The sequence below is a fragment of the Dielma fastidiosa genome (genome assembly GCF_000313565.1).
In the GTDB taxonomy this organism is placed as follows: Bacteria; Bacillota_I; Bacilli_A; order Erysipelotrichales; family Erysipelotrichaceae; genus Dielma; species Dielma fastidiosa.
On the sequence record NZ_HE578923.1, the window covers coordinates 539,631 to 561,975 of the forward strand.

Annotated in this window: 25 protein-coding genes and 1 riboswitch; of the genes, 17 read left to right on the forward strand and 8 right to left on the reverse strand. The window is 40.5% G+C overall.

All coding sequences use genetic code 11. The features are described from left to right. Window positions 1–84: 84 nt before the first annotated feature. Entirely contained in the window at window positions 85–279 is a 195-nt protein-coding gene (locus DAHG_RS02995; protein ID WP_022936837.1) for a hypothetical protein, read from the forward strand. A gap of 32 nt (window positions 280–311) precedes the next feature. Here DAHG_RS02995 and DAHG_RS03000 read toward each other — a convergent pair whose 3' ends face one another. Beyond that, a complete protein-coding gene (locus DAHG_RS03000; protein ID WP_022936838.1) occupies window positions 312–1,220 on the reverse strand; it encodes a hypothetical protein in 909 nt (302 codons plus the stop codon). Between the two features lie 100 nt (window positions 1,221–1,320). Further along, on the reverse strand, window positions 1,321–2,178 hold the full coding sequence (locus DAHG_RS03005) for a DUF4438 domain-containing protein (RefSeq protein ID WP_022936839.1): 858 nt from the start codon (window positions 2,176–2,178) through the stop codon (window positions 1,321–1,323). A 117-nt stretch (window positions 2,179–2,295) separates the two neighbouring features. Here DAHG_RS03005 and DAHG_RS03010 point away from each other — a divergent pair, with 117 nt between their 5' ends. From DAHG_RS03010 to DAHG_RS03040, 7 genes are all read left to right on the forward strand, one after another. Continuing rightward, window positions 2,296–3,462: an amidohydrolase gene (locus tag DAHG_RS03010; protein WP_022936840.1), complete on the forward strand. Its 1,167-nt coding sequence runs from the start codon at window positions 2,296–2,298 to the stop codon at window positions 3,460–3,462. Continuing rightward, on the forward strand, window positions 3,455–4,435 hold the full coding sequence (locus DAHG_RS18610; protein WP_022936841.1) for a retropepsin-like aspartic protease: 981 nt from the start codon (window positions 3,455–3,457) through the stop codon (window positions 4,433–4,435). Before DAHG_RS03010 ends, DAHG_RS18610 begins: the two co-directional genes overlap by 8 nt. 103 nt (window positions 4,436–4,538) lie before the next feature. Next, a complete protein-coding gene (locus DAHG_RS03020) occupies window positions 4,539–4,970 on the forward strand; it encodes a peptidylprolyl isomerase (RefSeq protein ID WP_022936842.1) in 432 nt (143 codons plus the stop codon). Next, a complete protein-coding gene (locus tag DAHG_RS03025) occupies window positions 4,970–5,320 on the forward strand; it encodes a hypothetical protein (RefSeq protein WP_022936843.1) in 351 nt (116 codons plus the stop codon). Before DAHG_RS03020 ends, DAHG_RS03025 begins: the two co-directional genes overlap by 1 nt. Window positions 5,321–5,336: 16 nt before the next feature. Then, a complete protein-coding gene (locus DAHG_RS03030) occupies window positions 5,337–5,678 on the forward strand; it encodes a hypothetical protein (RefSeq protein ID WP_146211912.1) in 342 nt (113 codons plus the stop codon). 91 nt (window positions 5,679–5,769) lie between these two features. Next, window positions 5,770–5,890: riboswitch (FMN riboswitch) on the forward strand. Window positions 5,891–5,950: 60 nt separating this feature from the next. Next, on the forward strand, window positions 5,951–6,550 hold the full coding sequence (locus DAHG_RS03035) for an ECF transporter S component (RefSeq protein ID WP_022936845.1): 600 nt from the start codon (window positions 5,951–5,953) through the stop codon (window positions 6,548–6,550). A 16-nt stretch (window positions 6,551–6,566) separates the two neighbouring features. Then, window positions 6,567–7,031, forward strand: coding sequence for a pyridoxamine 5'-phosphate oxidase family protein (locus DAHG_RS03040; protein ID WP_022936846.1), 465 nt, complete (start codon window positions 6,567–6,569; stop codon window positions 7,029–7,031). Window positions 7,032–7,112: 81 nt separating this feature from the next. On the opposite strand, the gene DAHG_RS03045 is transcribed toward DAHG_RS03040, so the two are convergent. Continuing rightward, window positions 7,113–7,847, reverse strand: a complete 735-nt coding sequence (locus DAHG_RS03045; protein ID WP_022936847.1) for a TrmH family RNA methyltransferase — start codon at window positions 7,845–7,847, stop codon at window positions 7,113–7,115. A 115-nt stretch (window positions 7,848–7,962) separates the two neighbouring features. On the opposite strand from DAHG_RS03045, the gene DAHG_RS03050 reads away from it, so the two are divergent. Both DAHG_RS03050 and DAHG_RS18615 read left to right on the forward strand, forming a co-directional pair. Further along, the gene (locus DAHG_RS03050) at window positions 7,963–8,178 is read left to right on the forward strand and encodes a hypothetical protein (RefSeq protein ID WP_022936848.1); all 216 of its coding nucleotides are present in this window, start codon (window positions 7,963–7,965) and stop codon (window positions 8,176–8,178) included. Further along, window positions 8,144–8,416 carry a hypothetical protein gene (locus DAHG_RS18615; RefSeq protein WP_034456334.1) on the forward strand — a complete coding sequence of 91 codons (273 nt, stop codon included), beginning with the start codon at window positions 8,144–8,146 and terminating at the stop codon, window positions 8,414–8,416. The genes DAHG_RS03050 and DAHG_RS18615 overlap by 35 nt, the downstream gene beginning before the upstream one ends. Before the next feature lie 48 nt (window positions 8,417–8,464). On the opposite strand, the gene DAHG_RS03060 is transcribed toward DAHG_RS18615, so the two are convergent. From DAHG_RS03060 to typA, 4 genes are all read right to left on the reverse strand, one after another. Continuing rightward, the gene (locus DAHG_RS03060; RefSeq protein WP_022936850.1) at window positions 8,465–9,187 is read right to left on the reverse strand and encodes a DUF5131 family protein; all 723 of its coding nucleotides are present in this window, start codon (window positions 9,185–9,187) and stop codon (window positions 8,465–8,467) included. 12 nt (window positions 9,188–9,199) lie between these two features. Continuing rightward, window positions 9,200–9,604, reverse strand: coding sequence for a VOC family protein (locus tag DAHG_RS03065; protein ID WP_022936851.1), 405 nt, complete (start codon window positions 9,602–9,604; stop codon window positions 9,200–9,202). A gap of 43 nt (window positions 9,605–9,647) precedes the next feature. Next, window positions 9,648–10,478: an AraC family transcriptional regulator gene (locus DAHG_RS03070; protein WP_022936852.1), complete on the reverse strand. Its 831-nt coding sequence runs from the start codon at window positions 10,476–10,478 to the stop codon at window positions 9,648–9,650. A gap of 101 nt (window positions 10,479–10,579) precedes the next feature. After that, window positions 10,580–12,418 (reverse strand): translational GTPase TypA, encoded by a 1,839-nt coding sequence (gene typA / locus DAHG_RS03075; protein WP_022936853.1) that lies wholly within the window; start codon window positions 12,416–12,418, stop codon window positions 10,580–10,582. Between the two features lie 239 nt (window positions 12,419–12,657). Between typA and DAHG_RS03080 the strand changes: the two genes are divergently transcribed. From DAHG_RS03080 to DAHG_RS03110, 7 genes are all read left to right on the forward strand, one after another. Beyond that, entirely contained in the window at window positions 12,658–13,887 is a 1,230-nt protein-coding gene (locus DAHG_RS03080) for a polysaccharide deacetylase family protein (RefSeq protein ID WP_022936854.1), read from the forward strand. A gap of 86 nt (window positions 13,888–13,973) precedes the next feature. Next, entirely contained in the window at window positions 13,974–15,221 is a 1,248-nt protein-coding gene (locus tag DAHG_RS20405) for a polysaccharide deacetylase family protein (RefSeq protein WP_022936855.1), read from the forward strand. Window positions 15,222–15,249: 28 nt separating this feature from the next. Then, window positions 15,250–16,896 (forward strand): NAD(+) synthase, encoded by a 1,647-nt coding sequence (gene nadE, locus DAHG_RS18625; protein WP_022936856.1) that lies wholly within the window; start codon window positions 15,250–15,252, stop codon window positions 16,894–16,896. Between the two features lie 46 nt (window positions 16,897–16,942). Then, a complete protein-coding gene (locus tag DAHG_RS18630; protein ID WP_022936857.1) occupies window positions 16,943–18,103 on the forward strand; it encodes an AI-2E family transporter in 1,161 nt (386 codons plus the stop codon). 322 nt (window positions 18,104–18,425) lie between these two features. Then, a complete protein-coding gene (locus DAHG_RS03100) occupies window positions 18,426–19,997 on the forward strand; it encodes a GGDEF domain-containing protein (protein ID WP_022936858.1) in 1,572 nt (523 codons plus the stop codon). Continuing rightward, window positions 19,984–21,291: a hypothetical protein gene (locus DAHG_RS03105; protein ID WP_022936859.1), complete on the forward strand. Its 1,308-nt coding sequence runs from the start codon at window positions 19,984–19,986 to the stop codon at window positions 21,289–21,291. Before DAHG_RS03100 ends, DAHG_RS03105 begins: the two co-directional genes overlap by 14 nt. 86 nt (window positions 21,292–21,377) lie before the next feature. Next, window positions 21,378–21,806: a hypothetical protein gene (locus DAHG_RS03110; protein ID WP_022936860.1), complete on the forward strand. Its 429-nt coding sequence runs from the start codon at window positions 21,378–21,380 to the stop codon at window positions 21,804–21,806. A gap of 49 nt (window positions 21,807–21,855) precedes the next feature. Here DAHG_RS03110 and DAHG_RS03115 read toward each other — a convergent pair whose 3' ends face one another. Continuing rightward, a complete protein-coding gene (locus tag DAHG_RS03115) occupies window positions 21,856–22,344 on the reverse strand; it encodes a 4Fe-4S binding protein (protein ID WP_022936861.1) in 489 nt (162 codons plus the stop codon). Window position 22,345: the final 1 nt, after the last annotated feature.

Here is a 22,345-nt window from a genome sequence, read left to right on the forward strand (position 1 = left end):
TTAGCAAAGATTATAAAAATCAAGTCTTGTATGTGATTTTTATTCAGGTAAAATAATACATGCTAGTTAAAGGGATGAGAAATAATGACAAAAAGAGAATGTGAAATGCTTGAGATGGAGAAGAAACTGGAATCCTTAATGGATGAGGTTTGGAAAGATTATTATTCAGAAATTGGCAATGCTCAGCTTGAAGAGACAAACAATATGTTTGATCATTTATGCAAAGAAGAGGAATGGCAGAGCAATAACCGACGGCTGAAAACAGCAGTCAGCTATTAAGCATATGAAAACGGCACAATCATGCCGTTTTTTTAAATCATGGATTTTAAAAATTTTATGTTTTTGATGATAATATCGCTCTTCCACCAATTTTCACTGATTGACCATTCTCTTGGATATTCACCCCAATCCCATGTTACATTCCATGTACCATCATCATTTTGAGTCTGTTTGATGAATTTACATTCATAGGCGCACAGCTCTGCCAATTCAGGATAGAAATCACTCTTCTTATTCTTGATGAATAAAGAGGGCTTGCAGCTGTAAGTGGTATCCCATAATGAAGTTTCAAAAGTTAGCAGTGCTTTCATTGACTGCATACATAAAGCTTTAAATTCGTTTAAATCGATGATGTTAAGAGGCTCAGCTGTTAAATAATCATACAGTTCGACAAAGCATGCCGTTTCATGCATTGAAGCAAGCGGTGTATTCGCTTTTAAATAATCATAAGCTTCAATCAGCAGGCGGGTGCCTAAGTTGTAAATCGATGATGTTTTGTCTGCGTATTTCAGGATAAAGCCGATTAAGCTTGAGGTTGGATTATAGCCTGAGCCAGCTTCAGCATCGTAAGACCACCAAGGTGCATGCGGATATTCGTTATTTGAGGAAACGTTATTTAAGCCATGCCAGCAATGACCATCAAAGGCAGTGGTTGTTTCCAGATAATTTAAAAGGTTGGTGATGAGTGGATGCTGCTTATCGTTTAATTCAATTTCATCAATGATTCTGGTGGCTACCCATGTCTGAATTGGCAATGAATTAGGATTCCAGCAATCAGGCTCTAGGGCATTCGCAAACCCGCCGTCTGGATTTTGATAGCTGCTTAAGGCGTCTATCACCGGTTGTTTGCTGCCATTTTCAAACAGGTAATGCCAGCGTGCTAGATCAAGCGGCCGGGCATTGCGATATATAAATTTTCTTGATGCTTCAATGATTTCCATAAGGCTCCTTTATTGTGTGGTATCACTTTTTATTGTAAAACGACAGTTATTAAATCTAAAAATGTCCGCATTGCCGAAACCGCTTTGCGCAGCTAAATAACTATTTTAAAAGATAATTGGCAAGATTGGCATCTTTGCAGATTTTTGGTTTCAATGTATCCTTTTTACATGTCAGCATGACACAGACACCAGGACCATGACCTGAAGTAAAGGAATCTGAATGGACAATGACACCGACACTGCCGCTGCCTTTCAGATAATGCGCGCCATTATGACCATCATTATCTTGGATATAAACGATATCGCCAAAGCGCAGCGTATCTAATCCCAGCTCTTTAACGGCTTCTTTATCTTGGGTTGTAATATCATAATCACCGCTCATTAAGGTTGCCGAACCAAGACCGCTGCCCATCAGATAAGCAGGTATGATGTGGGTTACCGGGACGATCAGCTTGCCGTCTTTTTCCTCAATTCCCAGCTTATCAAAGAGTTCAGGATCAGTATTCATAACCATGACCTCTTCATAATCCAGCAGCTTCATGCCTTGACCATGCGCCTTAATCAGCACCTTGTCATCTACAGCCATTTTTTCAAGTGTTTCACTCGGGAAGTAAATCATGACATGATCAATGCCGCCATGCTTGCCGGTCACAAAGCCCAGCTCACCCTTGGCATCACCAGTTAATACTTTTGCGGTATTGCCGACACAGGCAAAAGCATTCATTGCGTCATTTTCACTGGCATCCGCGTTCTTTAAGCTGACCCCCGGTTCAATATGATCACCGGCAATTCCCATGCAGCAATCACCAATCGCGTAATTATAGGTAATACCGCCGGTAGCCATTAGGATTCGTCCCCAGCCGTCAAAGCCGACCCGATATCCAGCCCCGCGCATGGTCGGATGATGGACGCGTCCTTGTACAGATTGTATTACTAAATGTTCTTTATTTGTTTTCATTGCAGAATCCTCCTGAAACTATTATACATGTTTGCAGTCTGACGCTCAATGATCGAGATCGAAATAGTGTAATTTTTAGTTTTGGTGTATAATACTGATAAGCGAGGAGGTTGATTTATGCTTCTAATTAAAAATGGAATGATTTATACTATGGGTAAAGCGGGTATTCTGCAAGGTGATATCCTGATTGATAACGGCAAGATTAAAGCAGTCGGCAAGGATTTGGCAGTTGATGCGAAACAGGTAATTGATGCTTCTGGATTTAACATTTATCCAGGTCTTATTGAGGCTCACTGCCATCTAGGTCTTCATGAATCAAGTATTCAGTTTGAAGGCAATGATGTCAATGAGAGCACTGATCCTATCACCCCGCAGCTGCGCGCCATTGACGGTATCAACCCAATGGATGAAACGGTGCGTCTGGCATGCAGTCATGGTGTTACAAGCGTCTGCGCGGGGCCGGGCAGCGCAAATGTAATCGGCGGTACCTTTACTACTTATAAAACAAACGGTACTTGTATCGATAAAATGATTATAAAAGATAATGTCGCAATGAAGGTTGCCTTTGGTGAAAATCCGAAACGCGTTTATCAAAACAGCAAGATTAAGACACGCATGCAGACTGCGGCTTATCTGCGTGAAACGCTATTGAAAACTAAGGAATATCTGGCTAAAAAAGAAGCGGCCGGTGATGATATCAGCAAACGTCCGGCTTTAGATATGAAACTGGAAGCGATGATTCCGGTAATTCAAAAAAAGATGCCGCTGAAAATTCATGCTCATCGCGCTGATGATATCTTAACCGCCCTGCGGATCGTGAAGGAGTTTGATCTGAACTGTACTCTCGATCACTGTACGGAAGGCCATCTGATTTTAGATGAAGTAAAAGCCAGTGGCTTTCCGGCTTTGGTAGGACCAAGCTTGGGAAATAAATCTAAATTTGAGTTAAAGGAAAAAAGCTTTAATACACCGGGCATTTTAAATAAAGCAGGTGTTAAAATTGCTATTATCACGGATTCTCCGGTTATTCCTCAAGAATACCTGAGTCTGTGCGCGGCCTTGGCGGTAAAGCATGGTCTTGATGAAATGGAAGCGTTAAAGGCTATTACAATCAATCCTGCGGAAATCCTGGGCATTGCTGATCGGGTCGGCAGCCTTGAGAGCGGCAAGGATGCGGATCTCGTATTTGTGAAAGGCAATTTATTATCTTATGAAGCAGAGGTAATGAAAACGATGATCAATGGTGAGATCGTTTATGAAAGTGAGGAAACAAGCAATGTTTAATTCACATAAATGCTATGTTGTTGATACAAAACCGGCAATGATACAGAATACACCCCAATATCAGCGCTTATTGAATCGGGTTATGGCTTCTTCGATGCATCATGCTAAGCTGGAAGAGGTTTATCAGAATCTCGCGAACGGCGGCCCGGCTCAGGAAAAACGGCTGTATCTGCCGGAATTCAGTGTGCCGCTGCGTAAAAATCTGTTTGGTTTATATCTGATCAATGTTTCAGTTAATGACATTGAAAAAAGCTTTTTGCTTGATACCGGGGCTCAGGTTTCCGCAATCACAGAGAAATGCGCTAAAGAATGCGGCTGTGAAAGCAATCAGGGTGTCATGCAGATTGAAAGCTTTGCCGGCAGTGCTAAGGAATTATCCGCAGCAGTTGTGAAAAAGCTTCGCGTTGGTGCCTTGGAATTAGTCAATCAGCCGATGGTGCTTTCCTCTTTGCAGGATATCAGTCCAACCTTGTTTGGTATCTCATTGACGGGAATTGAAGGGATCTTAGGCTGGGATATTCTCAGTCAGCTGGATTTTGAAATTGATGACGCCAACCGCACATTTAATGTCATTCAATATCAGGGCGAAGTCAGCAGCTGCAATATGATCAGCGGTATGTTTCCGACGCTGGTTGTCCTTAACGGCAAAAAGGAATACGCATTGGCAGGTTTTGACAGCGGTGCGAAAACTAGCTGGATCTCAGAGCATATTATCGATGATGATAAAATTAAAAAGGTGGATGATGGTGAGGCCATCGTGCTTGGTGTGCATGGTTTAGAGACAACCCATCTATCGCTTGTTAATGAAGTGCGCTTCAAATTTCATCAGTCTAATTTAGTATTTGAAAATATTATAACCGGCCGTACTAATATTTTTAAGGATCTTGAATTTGACGCTGTCTTTGGCAATGAAATCATCCGTAAGCGTAAGATTCGCTTTATCAATTCACAAAATTTTGCGCAAATCATATAATCACTGCCGTACCTCATGGAAAGGTACGGTTTTCTTTTGATTGATACTTTAAAAAGCCGCTGAAAAATGATATATTTATATACAGGATTTAAGGAGGAAACAAATGTTAACTGGTAAAATTACAATGGCAAACGGGGCAGTGATCCCATTTGAACTTTATGAAGAAGAAGCTCCGATTACGGTCGGCAATTTTGTGAAATTAATTAAAGAAGGTTATTATGACGGCAAAACCTTTCATCGGGTAATTAAAAATTTCGTATCACAAGGCGGCTGCCCTTACGGCACCGGTGCTGGTGATTTGGGATATACAATTCCATGTGAGACAAAGAATAATCCGCATAAGCATGTGACTGGGGCTTTATCAATGGCTCACCGCGGTAAGGATACCGGCTGCTGTCAGTTCTTTATCTGTCATGAACCTCAGCCGCATTTAGATGGCGTACATACGGTATTTGGCTGTGTAACCGATAATATGGGCGCTGTCCGCAATATGCATAATGGAGACGTGATGACAAGTATCACGCTGGATGAATAATGGATGATGTAAAGCGTTTAGGCTATCCGGTATTGATTATCTTTTTATCAGCGTTCATCGTAAAGCTGATCAATACTTACTTTTACAGCAACTTTACCGCGATGCTGCTGACGATTATTACCGTAAGTGCTTTATTTTTATTTGGCACTTCATTGAATAAAAGCCGTAAACGCCGCAATCCGGCAGTGCTGAAAAAGGTACTGGCAATCATTATTGTCTTGTTTTTGGTCTTGATGCAGCTGGGACTGTTTGAAATTGCGGTTGTATCTGAGGTTTTATTTTTCTTTGGTGTTAATTCTTTCTTTATTAACATGATCTACATTTTCTGTGGATTCTTGTTTGTGGATTAAGCGTATGGAAGGCTTTATGAAAATTTGGCATCAGCTGACTGATATTGAGCTGAAATGCCCATTCTGCGGACACCATATCCCTTTTTCACTCGTGCAGTGGAATACTCGGGTGAGATGCGCTCATTGTAAGAAGGTGCTGAGAGTTGGTTTAAAACGCTTCGCTATCATCACAATGTTTGTGCTAGGTATGATTCTTTATACTCTGCTGTATTTGTTGCTTCAGCAAATAACCACAGATTTTATGCTGATTATGATCATTCTTGTATTATTCTTATTTGTATATTCAGCTTTATATACGAAAGCATTGATTCATTTTCTAGGCGTGGAAAATGTCTATGATATAAAGGTCGTAAAGTAAAAATTTATTTTGGGATTGTATTTGTTTGATGAACTGCTTATAATAGAATTACAGAGGATGTTTCGGCATAACCTGCATTCAAAATTGAATATCAAGTCTTTGTGGCGGGGTGTAAGTCCCTACCGATGGTAAAGTCCATGACCTGCGAAACAGCAGCTGATCTGGTGAAATTCCAGAACCGACGGTTAAAGTCCGGATGAGAAAAGACATTTTCTGTGTACACTCGGAGACGAATTTTTTTTCGTTTCCTTTTTTTGATTGGAGGTATTTCTATGCATAAAGCTTTTTCGATGAAGCATTTGACGCTGATTGGCATGATGGGTGCCCTAGGTTCTGTGCTGATGCTGTTTCGCTTTCCACTGCCCTTTATGCCGCCCTTTTTAAGCTTTGATCTGGCGGGTGTGCCGGAACTGATCGGTGGATTTGCGTTAGGGCCGTTCAGTGCGTTTTTAATTATTCTGGTTAAGATTTTGATTCAGCTTATAATATCCGGCAGCAAGTCGATGCTGGTAGGGGAGCTGCAGGGGCTGATGTTAAGCTGCGCCATGGTTCTGCCGGCAGCCATAATCTATCAAAAGAATAAAACCAGAAAGGGGGCAATTCAGGGACTGATTGCGGGTGCGCTGCTTTGTATTATCACAGCGGTTATTACGAATCTTACAATGATCATTCCTTTTTATATCAATCTATATGGCATGACCATGGATTCAATTGTAACCTCAAGCCACAGTATTAATCCGCTGATTAATGATGTTTCATCACTGGCGCTGATTGGCATTCTGCCATTTAACATCATTAAGACGGCGGCGAATTGTGCAGTAACGCTGATCGTGTATAAGAAAATCAGCGGTTTGATTCATAAATATCTATAAATAGGAGGCAAAGAAAATGGAATTTAATGAAGCAAAAGCATTAATGTTTAAAAAACTGGGAACAAGTAAGATTATGGCATTGGCGTCCAGTGTGGATGATTATGTAATGGTAAGAAATGTGAGCTGTTTATTTTACGATGATAAAATCTATTTTAAGACTGATAAAAATTTCAGAAAGACGCAGCAGCTTTTCAAAAACCCAAGAGTAGCCTTATGTGTCGGCGGTGTGCAGGTTGAAGGAATCGCTGTCAATAAAGGTTTAGTTGTGGAAGAGGAAGGACGTAAATTTGAAACAGCTTATAAAAAATATCTTTGGCAGAGCTATAATGCTTACAGTCATGAAGATACTGAGATTTTGATTGAGGTTACACCTGTATTTGTGGAAATCTGGGATGAGGATGAAAACCGCTATGCCTTTCAAACATTTATTGATTTTGAAAAGCAGAGTGTAGAGGTTAAAGCTTACGATCAGAAAGACTAATGATTCTTAATCAATGTTATTATAATTAATTAAAACAGAGAGTTTGTCATTGTTGGAAATGAATCAGAACTCTCTGTTTTCTTACTTATGGCGTCGCTGTCTCACACATTCAAAGGCAATGGCTGAAGCTGCTCCGGCAGCATTTAACGCGTTGCGGAAATCATTGGGATAGGGAATATAGATGTTTTGATCTGAATGCGACAGAACCGTTTTACTTAGACCGCGCATCTCACCGCCAATCGCGATGCAGACAGGTGATTTAAAATCAGCGTCATAGTATTCAATAGCGTTTTCCCGCATTGCGCAATAGATTTTAATTTGCCGTTCATGCAGCTGGCTTAAAGCCTCATCAAAATCTTCTATCGGTATTATCGGCAGATATTCGCTGGCTCCGGCACTCGATTTAGTAACCACCTTTGCGGCACTGCTCCAGTTGCGGGAACTGACTAAAAGGCCATCACACCCGGCTGCATAAAGGATTCGGCATAAATAACCAAAGTTGAATGGGTCTTCAACACCCTCGACCAGTGCTAAAAAGGGGTTTGAAAGATTTATCACATCCGCTAATGACTGATATCTGCGCTCACTCACTCTGGCAATTAAACCGCCATGGGTTTTCCCCTCAGCGATATCGTCGATCGCGTCACGGCTGACCTTTTTCACCTCAACACCCGCTTCATAAGCCTTGGCCAATATATAACGGGTATCCTTATCATTTTTATGCTCATCAACGATAACCTCGCAGACGGTACGCACCTTCGCAAGCAAAGCTGCCTTTACCGATATATTTCCTTCTAACAGTAAATCTTGATCCATAGACAAATCCTCGTTTCTATTGCTATTATAACAAAACTATAACCCATCGTACAGCTGAAACAATAAGAAGCATATATATAAACACATATGATATAATAGCTTGGGAGATGGTACTGTGAAAAAAGCGTTATTGCTTTATGGATTAAATTGTACGGCAGCTATTTGGCAGCCGTTATTAAATAATATGCAAGAGTTAAAGACAGACATTTTGACTTATCCGCATGAGGTAACCGCATCGGCTTTCGAGGTTATGGATCTGACTAAATGGGTTTGGCCGAAGGTAAATTGGACATGGCATGGGGATTTGGATACAAGCCAAAACATTGGCTAAATCACCGGATGCTTACCGCCAGATAGCCATTGAATCTAAGGATGAGCGAAACATCCTGATTGCTAATCAGGCTAAAGCTAAGGCTTATGACAGCATGATTTATATCTTTGCCGCGCTGCTGCTTACGTTTTCATTAATGGGTGTGGATGCGGTGCTTGTGTTAATGCTGGTTGGCTGTTATTTGCTTGTTGTTGGTATTAGTATTTATTATCGGATTAAATTTGATAAAGAAATGTAGAAAAAAACCTGGTCATTGGATCAGGTTTTCTTTCCGCATTTTGATATTTTAAAACAATCGTTTGCCATCGGATATATCAATGTCTAATTCCCTGGCTCTTGATGTTTGTTTAAAGGGATTAATATTTTCAATCACACCATCATGGGCAAACTTAGAACCGGTATTTTTAAACCAGAAAGTCACGTTGGCTGCTTGGCATTGTGTATGCAGGTCAAGAACCCAGTCATAATTACAAACACGGGCGTCACGGCCTGTTTCACCGCCAACACTCACATGATTAACACCATGAAGATAGGGTCTTAAATCAATGGCTTCCAGTAAAGGCGCGCAGGCAATGAAACGGCGTTTTATTGGATAAGATAAAAATAATGGCAGCCGATAGTCAGCCGCTTTTTGATTTTCAACAGTGCAGCCAAGATTAACATTGTCATAACCATCACCCCAATCAGCAGGCAGTGAAGTCATGAACCGATCAATCCGCTTGGTTAAAATCAAGAAATCAATGTCGGACCGTTCCCGAATCATCGCCCAAATTTCCCGACGCCACGCGTCTGCTTCCGGCAAAAAGAAATCAGTAGCAAAACAAGTCGCAAGTATTTTATTACCCTTGATATTATAGTCACCCTTAGCATTTTTTCTTATCGGCCAATCAAATTTATCTGTTTTTTTGATGGTATTTTGGCCAAACCGTTTGGCATGCGGCCCATAAAAATAACAATTTGCACAGCCATCACTGTGCATATAACAGCCTGTCCAAGGTTCCCAATTCATAATCTATACTCCTTAAATATCACCGTCATTTAATTCAAAAAGATTACCTTCAGGATCTCTGAAGTAGGTACAGCGCATCCCCCATGCTTCTATTGTTTGCGGTTCATTGAGAAAATCAACACCCGCCGCTTTCAGACGCTGATAGTCTGCATCTAAGTTAAGGGTAGGGATGACAGCCGCTATTGTATCAGGCTGTTTATCTGTATCAGGCTGAGAATAGCCGGGAAACAAAGACATCGCACTGCCGTCAAATATAGCGAAACATGGCGGCAGATCAGGACTTACGGTAAAAGAAGTGTAGGGGCCGCTGCGATCGCCCCATACTGGTATCAGTCCTATTTTCTCGGTATAGAAATCATAGCATTCTCCATAATTTTTACGAACTAAAATACGAATTGTCGTTTCATTAAATTTCATCTTATCAATCTCTCTTTCTGTTTCATATAAAAATATTATAGGTTTAAAACTTGGCGATTTCACTGTAAAAATCGGACATGTGAGCTCGGTATTCCTGAGGGGTCAGCTGGCACACGATTTTAAAGTCCTTCACAAAATGCGAGCTATCATAGTAACTTAATATTTCACAAATTTCACTTATTGATCGATTATCATTCAGCAGTTGAATCGATTTATTGATTCTTACTAATCGAGAGAATCCCTTAATGCTCATTCCTAAATATAAATTGAACAGCCGGTTTAGATGCCTGGGGCTATAAGAGACATGAGCGGCGATAGCTGCGGCGCTGCTGATACCGCTGCTTTGAATAATCAACTGCAATGCAAGCGCTAATTCTTCAGGGTAGGGAAATTGAATGTTTTGGAGCAGAACGGCTTCAAAATTCATTATTAGCTCATCGGCAGAGCATGCTGTTTCTAAAATTGCGCGCATCGCTGAATCAAGAGAATCATTAATCATTGAAAAAGGGATGATGCGGTCGGTAAGCTCTTTTTGGTTGATATTTGCAAAAGGGAAAAAGCCGGCCGGCTGATATTCAATGATGAAGATAATGCTGCACTGGTTAGCAAGATCACCAACTTTAACCGGCTTTGTCGTCGGCCCGAATAAAAAGCTGTGTAGTTTATCATTATATTGAAAGAAAACAAGTGTGTTGCTGCCATGCGGCATAATTGTATAATCATCAGAAATCGTAGTTTTATCAGGAAAGGTAATCGTAAAATTGGAAATTAAATGACTGAGTTCAACACATGGCAATAAGTAGGCATAGCTTTCTTCCCGGATCAATATTTTATGGTGATCAGACAATGATTTTAAACTGTTTTTATTAATCATAATTTTCATCCTTATAATCTGGAGTTAGTTATATATAGTATACACACGATCAGCAATAAAATAAAACAGCATGCCATTCTATTTTGACATGCTGTTCATAATTATTGTTCGGTTTCCTGAGATTTAACAAGTTCACGATAATACTGTTTACGGTCAAAAGGTGTAAGACCTCTTTTACGCAGACGAATCGTATCTGGTGTGATTTCTACAAGTTCATCATCATTGATAAATTCTAACGCTTCTTCCAGCGACATAATCTTTGCCGGTGTCAGCTTCATCGCTTCATCATTGCCTGAAGAACGAATCGCAGTCAGCTTCTTATTCTTAATTGGGTTAACTTCTAAATCGGTATTTCTTGCACTCATACCAATAATCATTCCTTCATATACCTCAGTTTGCGGAGTAATGAATAATGTGCCTCTCTCCTGCAGATTCCATAAGGCATAAGTCATTGCCTTGCCTGTTTCAGTGGAAATCATCGCACCGTTTGCACGCTGAGTAATTTCTCCCTTAAATGGCTCATAACCCTTGATTCGGCGGACTAAAGTACCTTCACCGCGGGTATCATTAATGAATTCTGAACGATAGCCCAGCAAGCCGCGGGTCGGCGCGCTGTATGTAATACGGCAATAGCCGTTTTCTTCATCCATATCCACCATAACACCTTTACGCAGATTCAGCTTAGAAATAATTGTACCTGAATATTCGCTTGGCGCGATGGCAACAACCTCTTCAACCGGTTCAACAATGCGGTTTTCTTCATCCCTATGCATAATAACTTCTGGTTTTGAAACGGCAATCTCAAAACCTTCACGGCGCATATTTTCAAGCAGAATAGAAATATGCAGCTCACCGCGGCCGCTGACTTTGAAACAGTCACCGCTCTCAGTGGGTTCAACCTTTAAGCCGACATTGACTTCTAATTCCTTTTCCAAACGTTCTTTTAGATTTCTTGATGTAACAAATTTACCTGACTGACCAGCAAACGGTGATTTATTTACAATGAAATTCATCGATAAGGTAGGCTCTTCAATTTTAATCGTCGGCATCGGCATAATATTATCTTTATCACATAAAGTTTCACCGATGGAAATATCCGCAATACCGCTGATTACCACGATATCACCGCTGTGCGCTTCTGATACAGCTACACGCTTTAAGCCCTGATAAGCAAAAATCTGATTGACTGACTTCTGACGGATATTGCCGTCACCGTCACAAACTGCCACATTTTGGCCTTCTTTCAGAACACCGCTGTAAATACGGCCGATTCCCAAACGTCCGATATAATCATCGTATGCCAAGGCGGATACCTGCATCTGAAGCGGTTCTTCATCTAAATCCGGATAAGCTTCCACATGATTCAGTATCGTTTCAAATAATGGTTCAATGCTTGTGCCTTCTTCGTCTAAAGAATGCTGAACAATGCCGCGCTTCGCAATACCGTACAGAATTGGGAAGTCTAGCTGTTCATCATTAGCATTCAGATCAAGGAACAGATCATAAACTTCATCGACAACCTCTTCCGCGCGCTGATCCTTCTTATCGATCTTGTTGATCAAAAGGATTGGACGAAGACCCATTTCTAATGATTTAGATAATACGAAACGTGTCTGAGGCATCGGACCCTCGGCTGAATCGACAAGCAGAATAACGGTATCTACGGTTTTGATGATCCGTTCTACTTCACTTGAAAAGTCAGCATGTCCCGGCGTATCGACAATGTTGATTTTGTAATCCTTATAGTTTACACTGCAGTTTTTAGAATAAATGGTGATCCCGCGTTCACGCTCAAGATCATTGCTATCCATAACGCATTCCACAACTTCTTCGTTAGAACGGAATACGTGGCTTTGATTTAAAAATGCATCCACCAATGTTGACTTACCGGCATCAACGTGGGCAATTACGGCAATATTAATAATTTTCTGTTTACTCATGTAAATTCCACCTTTTTAACTTTAAAATTATACTATAAGGAATAGCTAATTACAATTTATTTGTGAAAAAATACAATGATTAACGCTTTCATTGACCGGTTTTTACTGAAAGTTAAGATTTATCAGCATAAATACGCGTTTTTCACATTTTAAAGTATTGTTAGAAAAGTGGAATTTTAATCAAAAAGAGGCAAGTTTTTCATTCTGAATTTCTATACTAGAATGAAAAGGTGATAAAAATGAAACGATTCTTAATGGTGCTTAGTATACTCTCACTGATGATTTGCGGCTGTCATAAATCAGTGAATCCGGTTAAAGAAGATGTGAATATGAATTATGAAAGCGGTGAGGATAAAAAGATGATGCTGGTTTATCCTACCTTAAATGCTCCCTTGCTTGATGAACAGCTGAAAGCATTGAGTGAAGAACTGAATCAGGAATTTGCGGCTATTGATGGTGACTGTGAATTCAATATGTCGTATCGGTTAAATCACAATGATGATTTTATCTCATTGATGGTTAAGATTCTGCGTGGTGATAAGGAAGAAGTAAAGACTTTTTTAAGTAATGGTGACGGCAGTCAAAGCTATACGTTTGAAGACGCGTTTGATGCGAAGCAGATTAAAAGCTTGGCGCAAAAAATTGATGAGCGATTGCGGCAAAGCGATGAAACAGCCGGCAGCTCCATTGATTATAAAATGGCTGTCATGCCGAAAGCTGAGAATTTCCAGAATTTCTATCTGGATCAAGATACAATTACATTTTATTTTGATAATTTTGCTGATCAGCAGATTCATGAGGCTGTCTTTACTTATGAAGAATTAAAGGATTTCACCAAGCTTGAAAACAGCAATCCCGTATATTTAACCTATGATGAAATTTTATATGAACCGACAAAGATCATTGATCCTAATAAACCGATGGTTGCCTTAACCTTTGATGACGGGCCTAATAAGTATACAGAGCAGCTTTTAGACGCGTTAAAGGAATATAACTGCAGCGCTACTTTTTTCGTGCTTGGCAGCATGGTTGAAAAGTTCCCGCAGGCTTTGCAGCGAATGGTATTGGAGGGCAATGAAATCGGTAATCATACGATGGATCACCGTCAGCTGACTAAATTATCAGAAAAGGAAATAATCAAGGAGGTTGAGGATACCCAGCAGGCGATTGAATCAATTGTTCATATCTATCCCAAGCTTGTAAGGCCGCCTTATGGTTCTAAAAATGACACTGTTTCGCGAATTCTTGATTATGATTTGATTCTTTGGGATTTGGATACCCGTGATTGGGCCAGTAAGGATACGCAGAAAATCATTGAAGTGACATTAAATAATGTACGGGATAAGGATATTATTTTGATGCATGATATTTATCCGACCAGTGTGCAGGCCGCCATCGAGTTAATTCCGCTGCTTCAGGAGCGCGGGTATCAGCTGGTAACTGTCAGTGAATTGTTGCTGTATCGATAATTTAAAAAAACTTAAGAAATTTTTAATAGGTAATTATTTGAACGTTTTGCTGGACCATGGTAAACTAAGAAATGAGAGGTGAAACTATGGGAAAGCAGCGGTTTGAATTTGACCGTTTGAAAATTTTGGTTCTGGCATTATTAGCTGTCATGGTTTTGCTGGTGTCATTGATCTTCTTAGGACGGAAAGAAGATCGTTATCAAGAGTTCAAATCAGTTTCTTTAGATAATAAAAAAGCAGGTGAGACATTGCAGGATGAGTTCAGTGAAGCCGATGTGATATTGGCCCTTCATTATCCGCATTTCAGTGATGAGACGCTGAATCAGCTGATTAAGGATCATGTAGCAGCCATCCGCGCTTATCAGGGTGAGGAAAATGATTTGGTTTTTCTTGATTATGAGAGTATGAAAAGCTTTGATCAGTATGTGACTATCCGTTTTATTGAAAAAGTATATGATGAGCAAATAAAACTGAAGCAGACTAACACAAGCTTTATCACTTATGATATGAAGCAGCAGAAGATTCTGAAAATCGAAGAACTATTCCGTTCGGATTATCTGGTTCAGCTGCAAACGATGTTTAATGAAATTCCCGAGCATTTTCAGATTGAAGAGCAGGGAATTCGCTGTTTTGATAAGGATGGCAATGAATTGGGTTTATTTGAATATGCCAATCATGAACGCTTTATCGCATTAAAGAATCCGCAAGTGCCTTCACTGGCAGATAAGGGAGATGAAGAAGTCGAAAAGATGACGATTGATCCCAATAAACCGATGATTGTATTTACTTTTGATGATGGTCCTACACCAGAGATTACCAAAAGAATCATGGATGCTTTTTTAGCAGCCGGCGGCAGAGCTACCTTCTTTGAGTTAGGCAATCGGATGGAAGCTTATGGCGATTTGACACAGATGCTTTATCAGCATGGCTTTGAGATCGGCAACCATTCTTACAGTCATGCCAATCTAAGTATCGCGGATGAGGCAGCGATTCGTCAGGAGATTTATGCGACGCAGGATATCGCTTATGCCTTGACAGGGAAAGAGATTCAGCTGGTAAGGCCGACCTATGGCGCTGTTTCAGATTTGATGCGTGAAGTGATTCCGTTTAGGATGATTAATTGGAATATCGATTCATTGGATTGGAAAACAAGAAATAAGGAAGCTATTTTAAATGAAGTGCTTCCCTACATAGAAGACGGTTCAATTATTTTAATGCATGATTTATATGATGCTACTGCTGAGGCGGTTGAAGCGATGCTGCCGATTTTAGCTGAAAAGGGGTATCAGTTTGTAACTTTATCTGATTATTTAGCAAGTACAGAGACGAAATGATGATGTGTTTAAAAAGGAGTGATAGGGAATGAAGATTGCGTTAAGCTCAATGCAGATCAACCCTGGGGATTGTCAGGCGAATTATTTGAAGATGCAGGCTCAGATTAAAGAAGCCATTGCGATGCAGGCAGAACTGATCGTTTTTCCGCAGAATGCGCTGAGCGGGACTTATCTGGGAGAACTGTGGCAGAATGATGATTTTTGTCAGTTTGCGGACAGCTTTAATGAATTATTAATTGAAGCCAGCGATCAGATTGCGATTGTTTGGGGCAATGTGAAGTATCGGCATGGGCATTTGTTTAATTGTGCTTTTTTCGCATGGCAGAAAGAAACGCGAATGAAAGTGAAGCATCCTGAGCATCATTTTATGGACGAGGCGCTTTATTTTGAAGACAGCGCGATTGATTCAGAAATTGAATACAAGGGTGAATTGCTGAAGCTGAACTTCGGCACTGATACCGAAGCGGATGTTTTCAATATTAATCTTGATCATCATCCATACTGCCGTGATTTGATGTGCTGTCTGCATCACAGCGGGGTTTATGTGAACGCTCTGTGTGTGGAAAGCTATGGTAAAAATGTATTTATTTGTCCGGGCGGTCCGGCTTATTATGAAGACGGTGAATTGATTAGCAGCGCACCGTTTCTGCATGACGGCTTGACGCTGATTGATACACAGCAGCCAAATCATCAAAAACATGAGCTGTGTGAGCTTGATGTGATGCTTTATGGTCTTAAGACTTTTGATGCTCAGGTACTGGGCGGCAAGATGCCGTGGATCATCGGTTTGTCCGGCGGTTTGGACAGCAGTGTTAATGCCGCATTGATTACCATGGCTTTTGGCCCTGACAGGGTTTATGCTTATAATCTTGCGACAGCTCATAATTCATCGGCTACCAAGCAGAATGCGCAGCAGCTTGCGGACGCTTTAGGCATCCGGCTGAATAATGGCGCCATTACGCAATTGGTTGAGGCCAGCCGTGATGTACTTTGCAATGAATATGGTTATGATGATTCAAAATGGCCGTCTCTGGTCATGGAAAATATACAGGCGCGGATACGAGGCCATCTGCTGTCAAGCTTTGCGGCAATCCACGGCGGTGTCGTAGTGAATAATGGCAATAAGGTGGAGGTTGCTTTGGGGTATTGTACGCTCTATGGTGATGCCATCGGCGTGCTTTCACCAATTGGTGACTGTACAAAATGCGACTTGTTTGCTTTATCAAAACAAATCAATGAATTGTATGAAAAAGAAGTAATTCCTTGGAATCTGCTGCCCGAAGTCAGCGATAAGATTGAATGGGAAACACCGCCGAGCGCCGAATTGAAAAATGATCAGCTTGATCCGATGAAATGGTTCTATCACGATCAGCTATTAGACGATCTTTTATCCGGCATGGACCCTTGTGAATATCTGCGTGCCTATCAGTCAAAAGAACTGTTCGCAGGTAAATATGGTTTCTGGCTGAAGCTGTATGGTCTTGATGATCCGCAGGAATTTGTAAAGGATTTTTGCTGGTTCACATCAACGCTGCGGCGCAATGCGTTTAAACAGCTGCAGACACCGCCGATTCTATCCTTAAGCAGTAAGCCTTTTGGTACTATACCGGTGATTCAGGGGCATGCCGTATATCCGCAATGCGAAAAATTATTAAAAGAAATAACAGAAGCTTAACACACTCTTTCATAAAGACATGATATGATAGCTATGGAGGTTTTTTATGAATCTAAAACTTACAGAAGAAAACAGGTCGAAGGTAATTGCCAACAGCATTGTTGTTGTGATTGGCATCACCGTATTTTTTGCCTTTTACCGTTTTGATGAATTACGAGCCGGTTTTGACGTCATGATCGGCAAACTCTTCCCATTTATCTTTGGCTTCGCAATCGCTTTTTTGCTTGATAAGCCAATGATGATGTTTGAGGAATTTCTAAAAAAGGTAGGCTTAAAAGGCAAGGGAGTAAGAAACCTGGCGGCGATTCTTGCTTTGATTCTTGGTTTTATCATGGTATCGGCACTGCTTTGGCTGCTGATTCCGCAGGTGCTGACATCACTGTTTGATCTGATTGATAAAGCACCGGGCTATCTTGGTCATTTCTTTGATTTTGTTAATGATGTAATCGTAAGAGAAAACATCGATATTTCATATTTATATGAATTTTTAGGAACCGATTTTGAGAAAGAGCTGATTACTAATCTGACAAGCTTCTTTTCCAGTTCACTGCCGCAGATGGTTACTTTAACTGGTAAGGTTACTTCCACTTTCTTTAATATTATTTTAGGAATGATGGCAGGTTTATATATCATGTTTGAGAAAGAGAATTTCATCTTAGGCATCAAACGGACTACATATGCATTTTGTTCTAAGCCGGTTGCGGACTATCTGTCTCGTTTTGCCAAGATCACGGCCGATATTTTTAATAATTTTATTGTTGGGAAGGCAATTGATTCAGTGATTATCGGTGTGATTACTTATGTGCTGATGACGATCTTTAAAATGCCTTATGCCTTGCTGCTGAGTGTAATTGTCGGTACGACCAATATGATTCCGGTATTCGGACCGTTCATCGGCGCTATTCCAGGTGTCTTTATTCTGATGATCATTCATCCTTTACAGGGCTTGTATTTCGCCTTATTGATTTTAGCTATCCAGCAGTTTGACGGCAATATTTTAGGGCCGATCATTCTCGGTGATAAGCTGGGACTGCCGTCGCTCGCTATTTTGTTTGCGGTGGTAATCGGCGGCGGAATGTTTGGCATCCTAGGCATGTTTATCGGTGTGCCAATTTTTGCGGTCATTTATACAGCCGTTCGTGAAGTCGTTGAATATCGGCTGAATAAGAAGAACCTAAAGGTTGAACTGAATACCAAGGTTGAATAAATCATAGATGAATTGAATACATATTAATTAAACCTTCAAACTCTCCATTGAGTGTGTCTGAAGGTTTTTATTTAACCTTATACTTAGATTATATGCATATGTTTCTTAGTGACACAAATTTGATGATAATTAAAGAGCAGTGCTACAAAACGTTTTACAAATGACAAAAAAAGCCTTATAATGTATTAAAATAAGGTAAAAAATATCTTGTGAAATTATTTCTTATCAGGATGTTAAATACCCTTTTTTATTACTGCACAGTGAATTTAACGTTTATCGGCTTGTAAGTTCTACTTAAACGATAGAATTGAGGAATCATAACATGAATAAAAAATCGACAACTAAGAATAACCAAGATGTTTATATCCTTCCTTTAGCTTCGATTCGAAGAGTTTTTATCGTTTTTGGTATCGTAAGTTTTTTAATTGTGTTATTGGGCGGTGTTTTTGTTACGGTTTCCAGAATGAGACAGGTGACCTTATCCGCCTACCAGAACGCATCTGCGCAGATTTCTCAGCGTGTGAATGAAACCATTAAGCTATTAACTTCGCTGGCCGCTTTGCCGGAGTTTTATGAGCCGGAGGTGCCATGGGAGGAAAAGGTTGCCAAGCTTGATAAAATCAATGAATATTACGGCTATATGTTTATTTGTTATGTGGATCAGGATATTCAGGTTTATACGCTTGGCGAAGAACCGGCCAGTCTGGCAAGCCGTGAACATATGCAGCGCCTTTACACAACAAAGACCAATCTGGTTACTGACAGCTTTGCGGCAGGGGCGGATGGTGTAACGCTGAATTATACAATCGCGGTTCCGTTAATGAAAGCTGATGAGATGGTCGGCAGCTTGTTTGCGTCGATTTATTTTGATGAAACGGTATCACTCCTGAAGGATGCCGCCAGTGTGAATGAGGCAGAGGCAGTTTTGATTGGTTCAAAGGGTCAGATTATGTCGTCGACCAATGGTTTGACTTATGGCAGCATTTATACGGATTACCTTCGAGAAGCCAGCTATGTCGAGATTTCCCCGGATAGTTTAGAAAGCATGCTGTTAAGCCGTGAAGCTGGCTCTTTTAAGAGCGCGGAAGGCTTGAACCCAAAACTTACTTATTATGGCCCGGTTGAAAATACGAACTGGGATATTTTAGTCAGCGTTGATTTTTTAGCGCTGTTTATGTCGGTACTGCCAATCCTGCTGCTGGTGACGGTGCTGATTGCTTTTGCGGAAATTATGCTGTTTATTTTTGTAAGAAAGCATATCTATAATCAGAAAACAATTGTAGAACATTTGGTCACATCGATTCAGAAGCTTGAAAAGAAGCTGTATCATGATGATGTGCCGGAAAGTGTCGATTTTGAAGCATTGCTGAATATGTCCAGCAAAGGACTGCATGATGGCCTGACCGGTGTAATGACGCGCTCAATCTTCTTAGCGCATGCGGAAAAGCTATTAGGCAATGAGCAGAAGCTGCTTGTGCTTTGTTTTGTTGACTTAGATAATCTAAAAATATTAAATGATACCCATGGTCATCAGGCGGGTGATATCGCGCTGCGGCAGATTGGTTCGATTCTGCGAGCCTATGAAACTAAATATGAGGGTGCGGTAGGCCGTTATGGCGGTGATGAGTTTATATTAATTTTAAGAGATATTGAAGATATTGAAGAATTAAAGAGTATTTTAGCTGAATTGGTGAAGAAGCTAAGCTTTAATATTTCATATTCCAATCAAGAAATTAAAATCAGCTGCAGTATCGGCGCCGGTATTTGGAATCAAAGAGATAGTCTTGAAACTTTAATTGCGAATGCGGATAAGGCTTTATATGAAATTAAACGTCATGATAAAGGCACCTATTCGTTGTTTAATAATGGTGAAGAAGTATATGAAGAAAGCTGAACATAAGTGGCTGTATAGCCTGATGCTGATTGTCTGTATGCTGGTTGTAGTAGTGCTGATTCGGAATGCGGCTCAAGGATTGATGATTGAACGGCGCAAGAATGAAGCTAAAGCGGTCATTGATTTATATTATGATAATTTATACGCTAATCTTGAAAATTTAGATATGAGTTCTAATCTTGCATACAGCATTGATTTTGATGATCTTGATGAATTGGCTTTATTTGAGAAGAAAGCCAATCAGCTAATAGCTGAAAATGAACATATTCTCTCGGTTTTATATTTTGAAGGTGACAATGTTAAAATGGCGCTGCCGGAAGATTACGGCTCGTTAGTGGGGAAGAATATTCGTGAATTTTCTTACAGCTACACCTTGGCTAAGGTTGTGAAAACGAAGACCTTTGAAGGCCCGGAAGTATTGCCAGGCAGCGATCAGGAAGGGTTTTTATGTCTATTGCCATTTATAGACGGCAATGAGTATTTAGGCGAGCTTGTGGTAGCCATGGATAAGGATTATGTATTGGATCAGATGCGTTTTGATTTGCTGACTGATAACGGCTATGATTATGAATTATGGCGGGTTAATGCGTTAGGTGAACAGAAGATGATTATTTCAGTATCAGACGATCAGCTTGATTATTCTGATGCGGTGAAGCATGAATTTAATCTGCCGTCCTCATGGACCTTAAGCATTATTCCAAAAGAAGGCTGGCTTTCAAAGCAGCAAAAGCTGCTGACCGATCTGACTTGTTATGCCGGCGGGATTTTAATTGTTCTTGTGATACTGCTAACCCAGCGTTCCTATCAGCTACAGCAGGAACTGCGGCGTATTCGTTATTCGGACCCTGACAGCGGGTTATATAATCTTGAAGGTTTCTGTTACTTTGTGAATCAGCGGTTAAAGAAAGACAAGCACATGACGCTGCTTTATTTCGGTCTGACTAATTATTATGAAATCGTACAAAATACTGAGCGTACCATCGTCTTAGCTTATTTATCCAGTATAAAAGATAGTATTTATCAGAATTTTCCGGAAAGCACGCTGGCTGTACGTTTGGATCAAGATAGATTTGCGGTGGCAATTTTTGTTGATTATGATGACAGCTTAAGAGAAAGCATTGAAGAGTTTGTTCTTCAGCTGTTCTGGAAGCGCCGAATTGAGGGCCGGAAAATTTTTGCGGAACCTTATTGCTGCGCGGTCACATATCCTCAGTCTGGTGAAGACGCGGCAACCTTACTGGCAAGTGCTGAAAGCAGGCTTAAAACGCTGCATCCGGATAAAATCAAAGACTGAATGGCGGGGGAGCATTATGAATAACCAAAATACAATCCAGTTATATGCGTATAAATTTCACTTTTTAAATAGAGGAATTTGAAATAATGAAAAAGAAAACGATGCTTGCCGTTCTGGCTGTTTTATTCACCGTTATTATTGCCGCTGGACTCTATGATCATTATTTTGCTTTTAAACCTGATATGCATTTTGTCATTAGTGAAAATACAGAACCCAAGGACTTTCACTTACAGATAATCACGCTGATGCTTGGCACTGATGAAAATCGCCCAATGCCAAAGGATTTTGAAGATAACCTGATTGCTTTCATGGATTGGAACAATGCCATTATCACTGATTTGTATGAGGCATATATCCAGCCAATTGACATTTATGCTTATGGTGAAATTAAGGATGGAAAGGTTATTTTCAGATATGCGGGTACGGTTACCTCGCAGGATGGAGAGAAATTGGACTATAAAGAAGAAGCTGCCTTTGATTTTGGTATAATTCCTGAATTAGTAGGCTTTGAATAATAAAGAATCCTTTGCCTGATTCATTAAGGCAAAGGATTTTTAAATATATTTAGTCGTTTTGATCAAGCAGCGTCAATAATTGATCTACAGCTTCCATTGGGAAACGATCATCACTGACAGCTTTTAAAGACCTTAAAAAATCATGTGTATTCTTACTTTGCGGCAGCATATAACCCGCTTCTCTGAATAGATCTTCAGCCATGATTCGATTTGATTTCTCTAATGCGGCAGCAAGCTGGGCAAATACCTTATCATCACTATGCTTCGCAAGCTCATGAGCGGCTGCCTCCTGTTCAGCAATCGTTTGTATCAGCTTCATCATTTCCTGTTTCATTGCATCAGCCTTGCGCTGCTGCGGTGCAAAGGTATCCGGCACCATTGAAATTGCGTGTGAAGGACAGGCACTGATACATAAGCCGCAGGCAATACATTTTTTAAAGTCGATCTGACCATTTTCTGTATCACTGGCACCGGTCGGACAAACATACAGACATAAGCAATCCTTGGTACAGTTTCTTAAATTTCTAAACGCATGCATG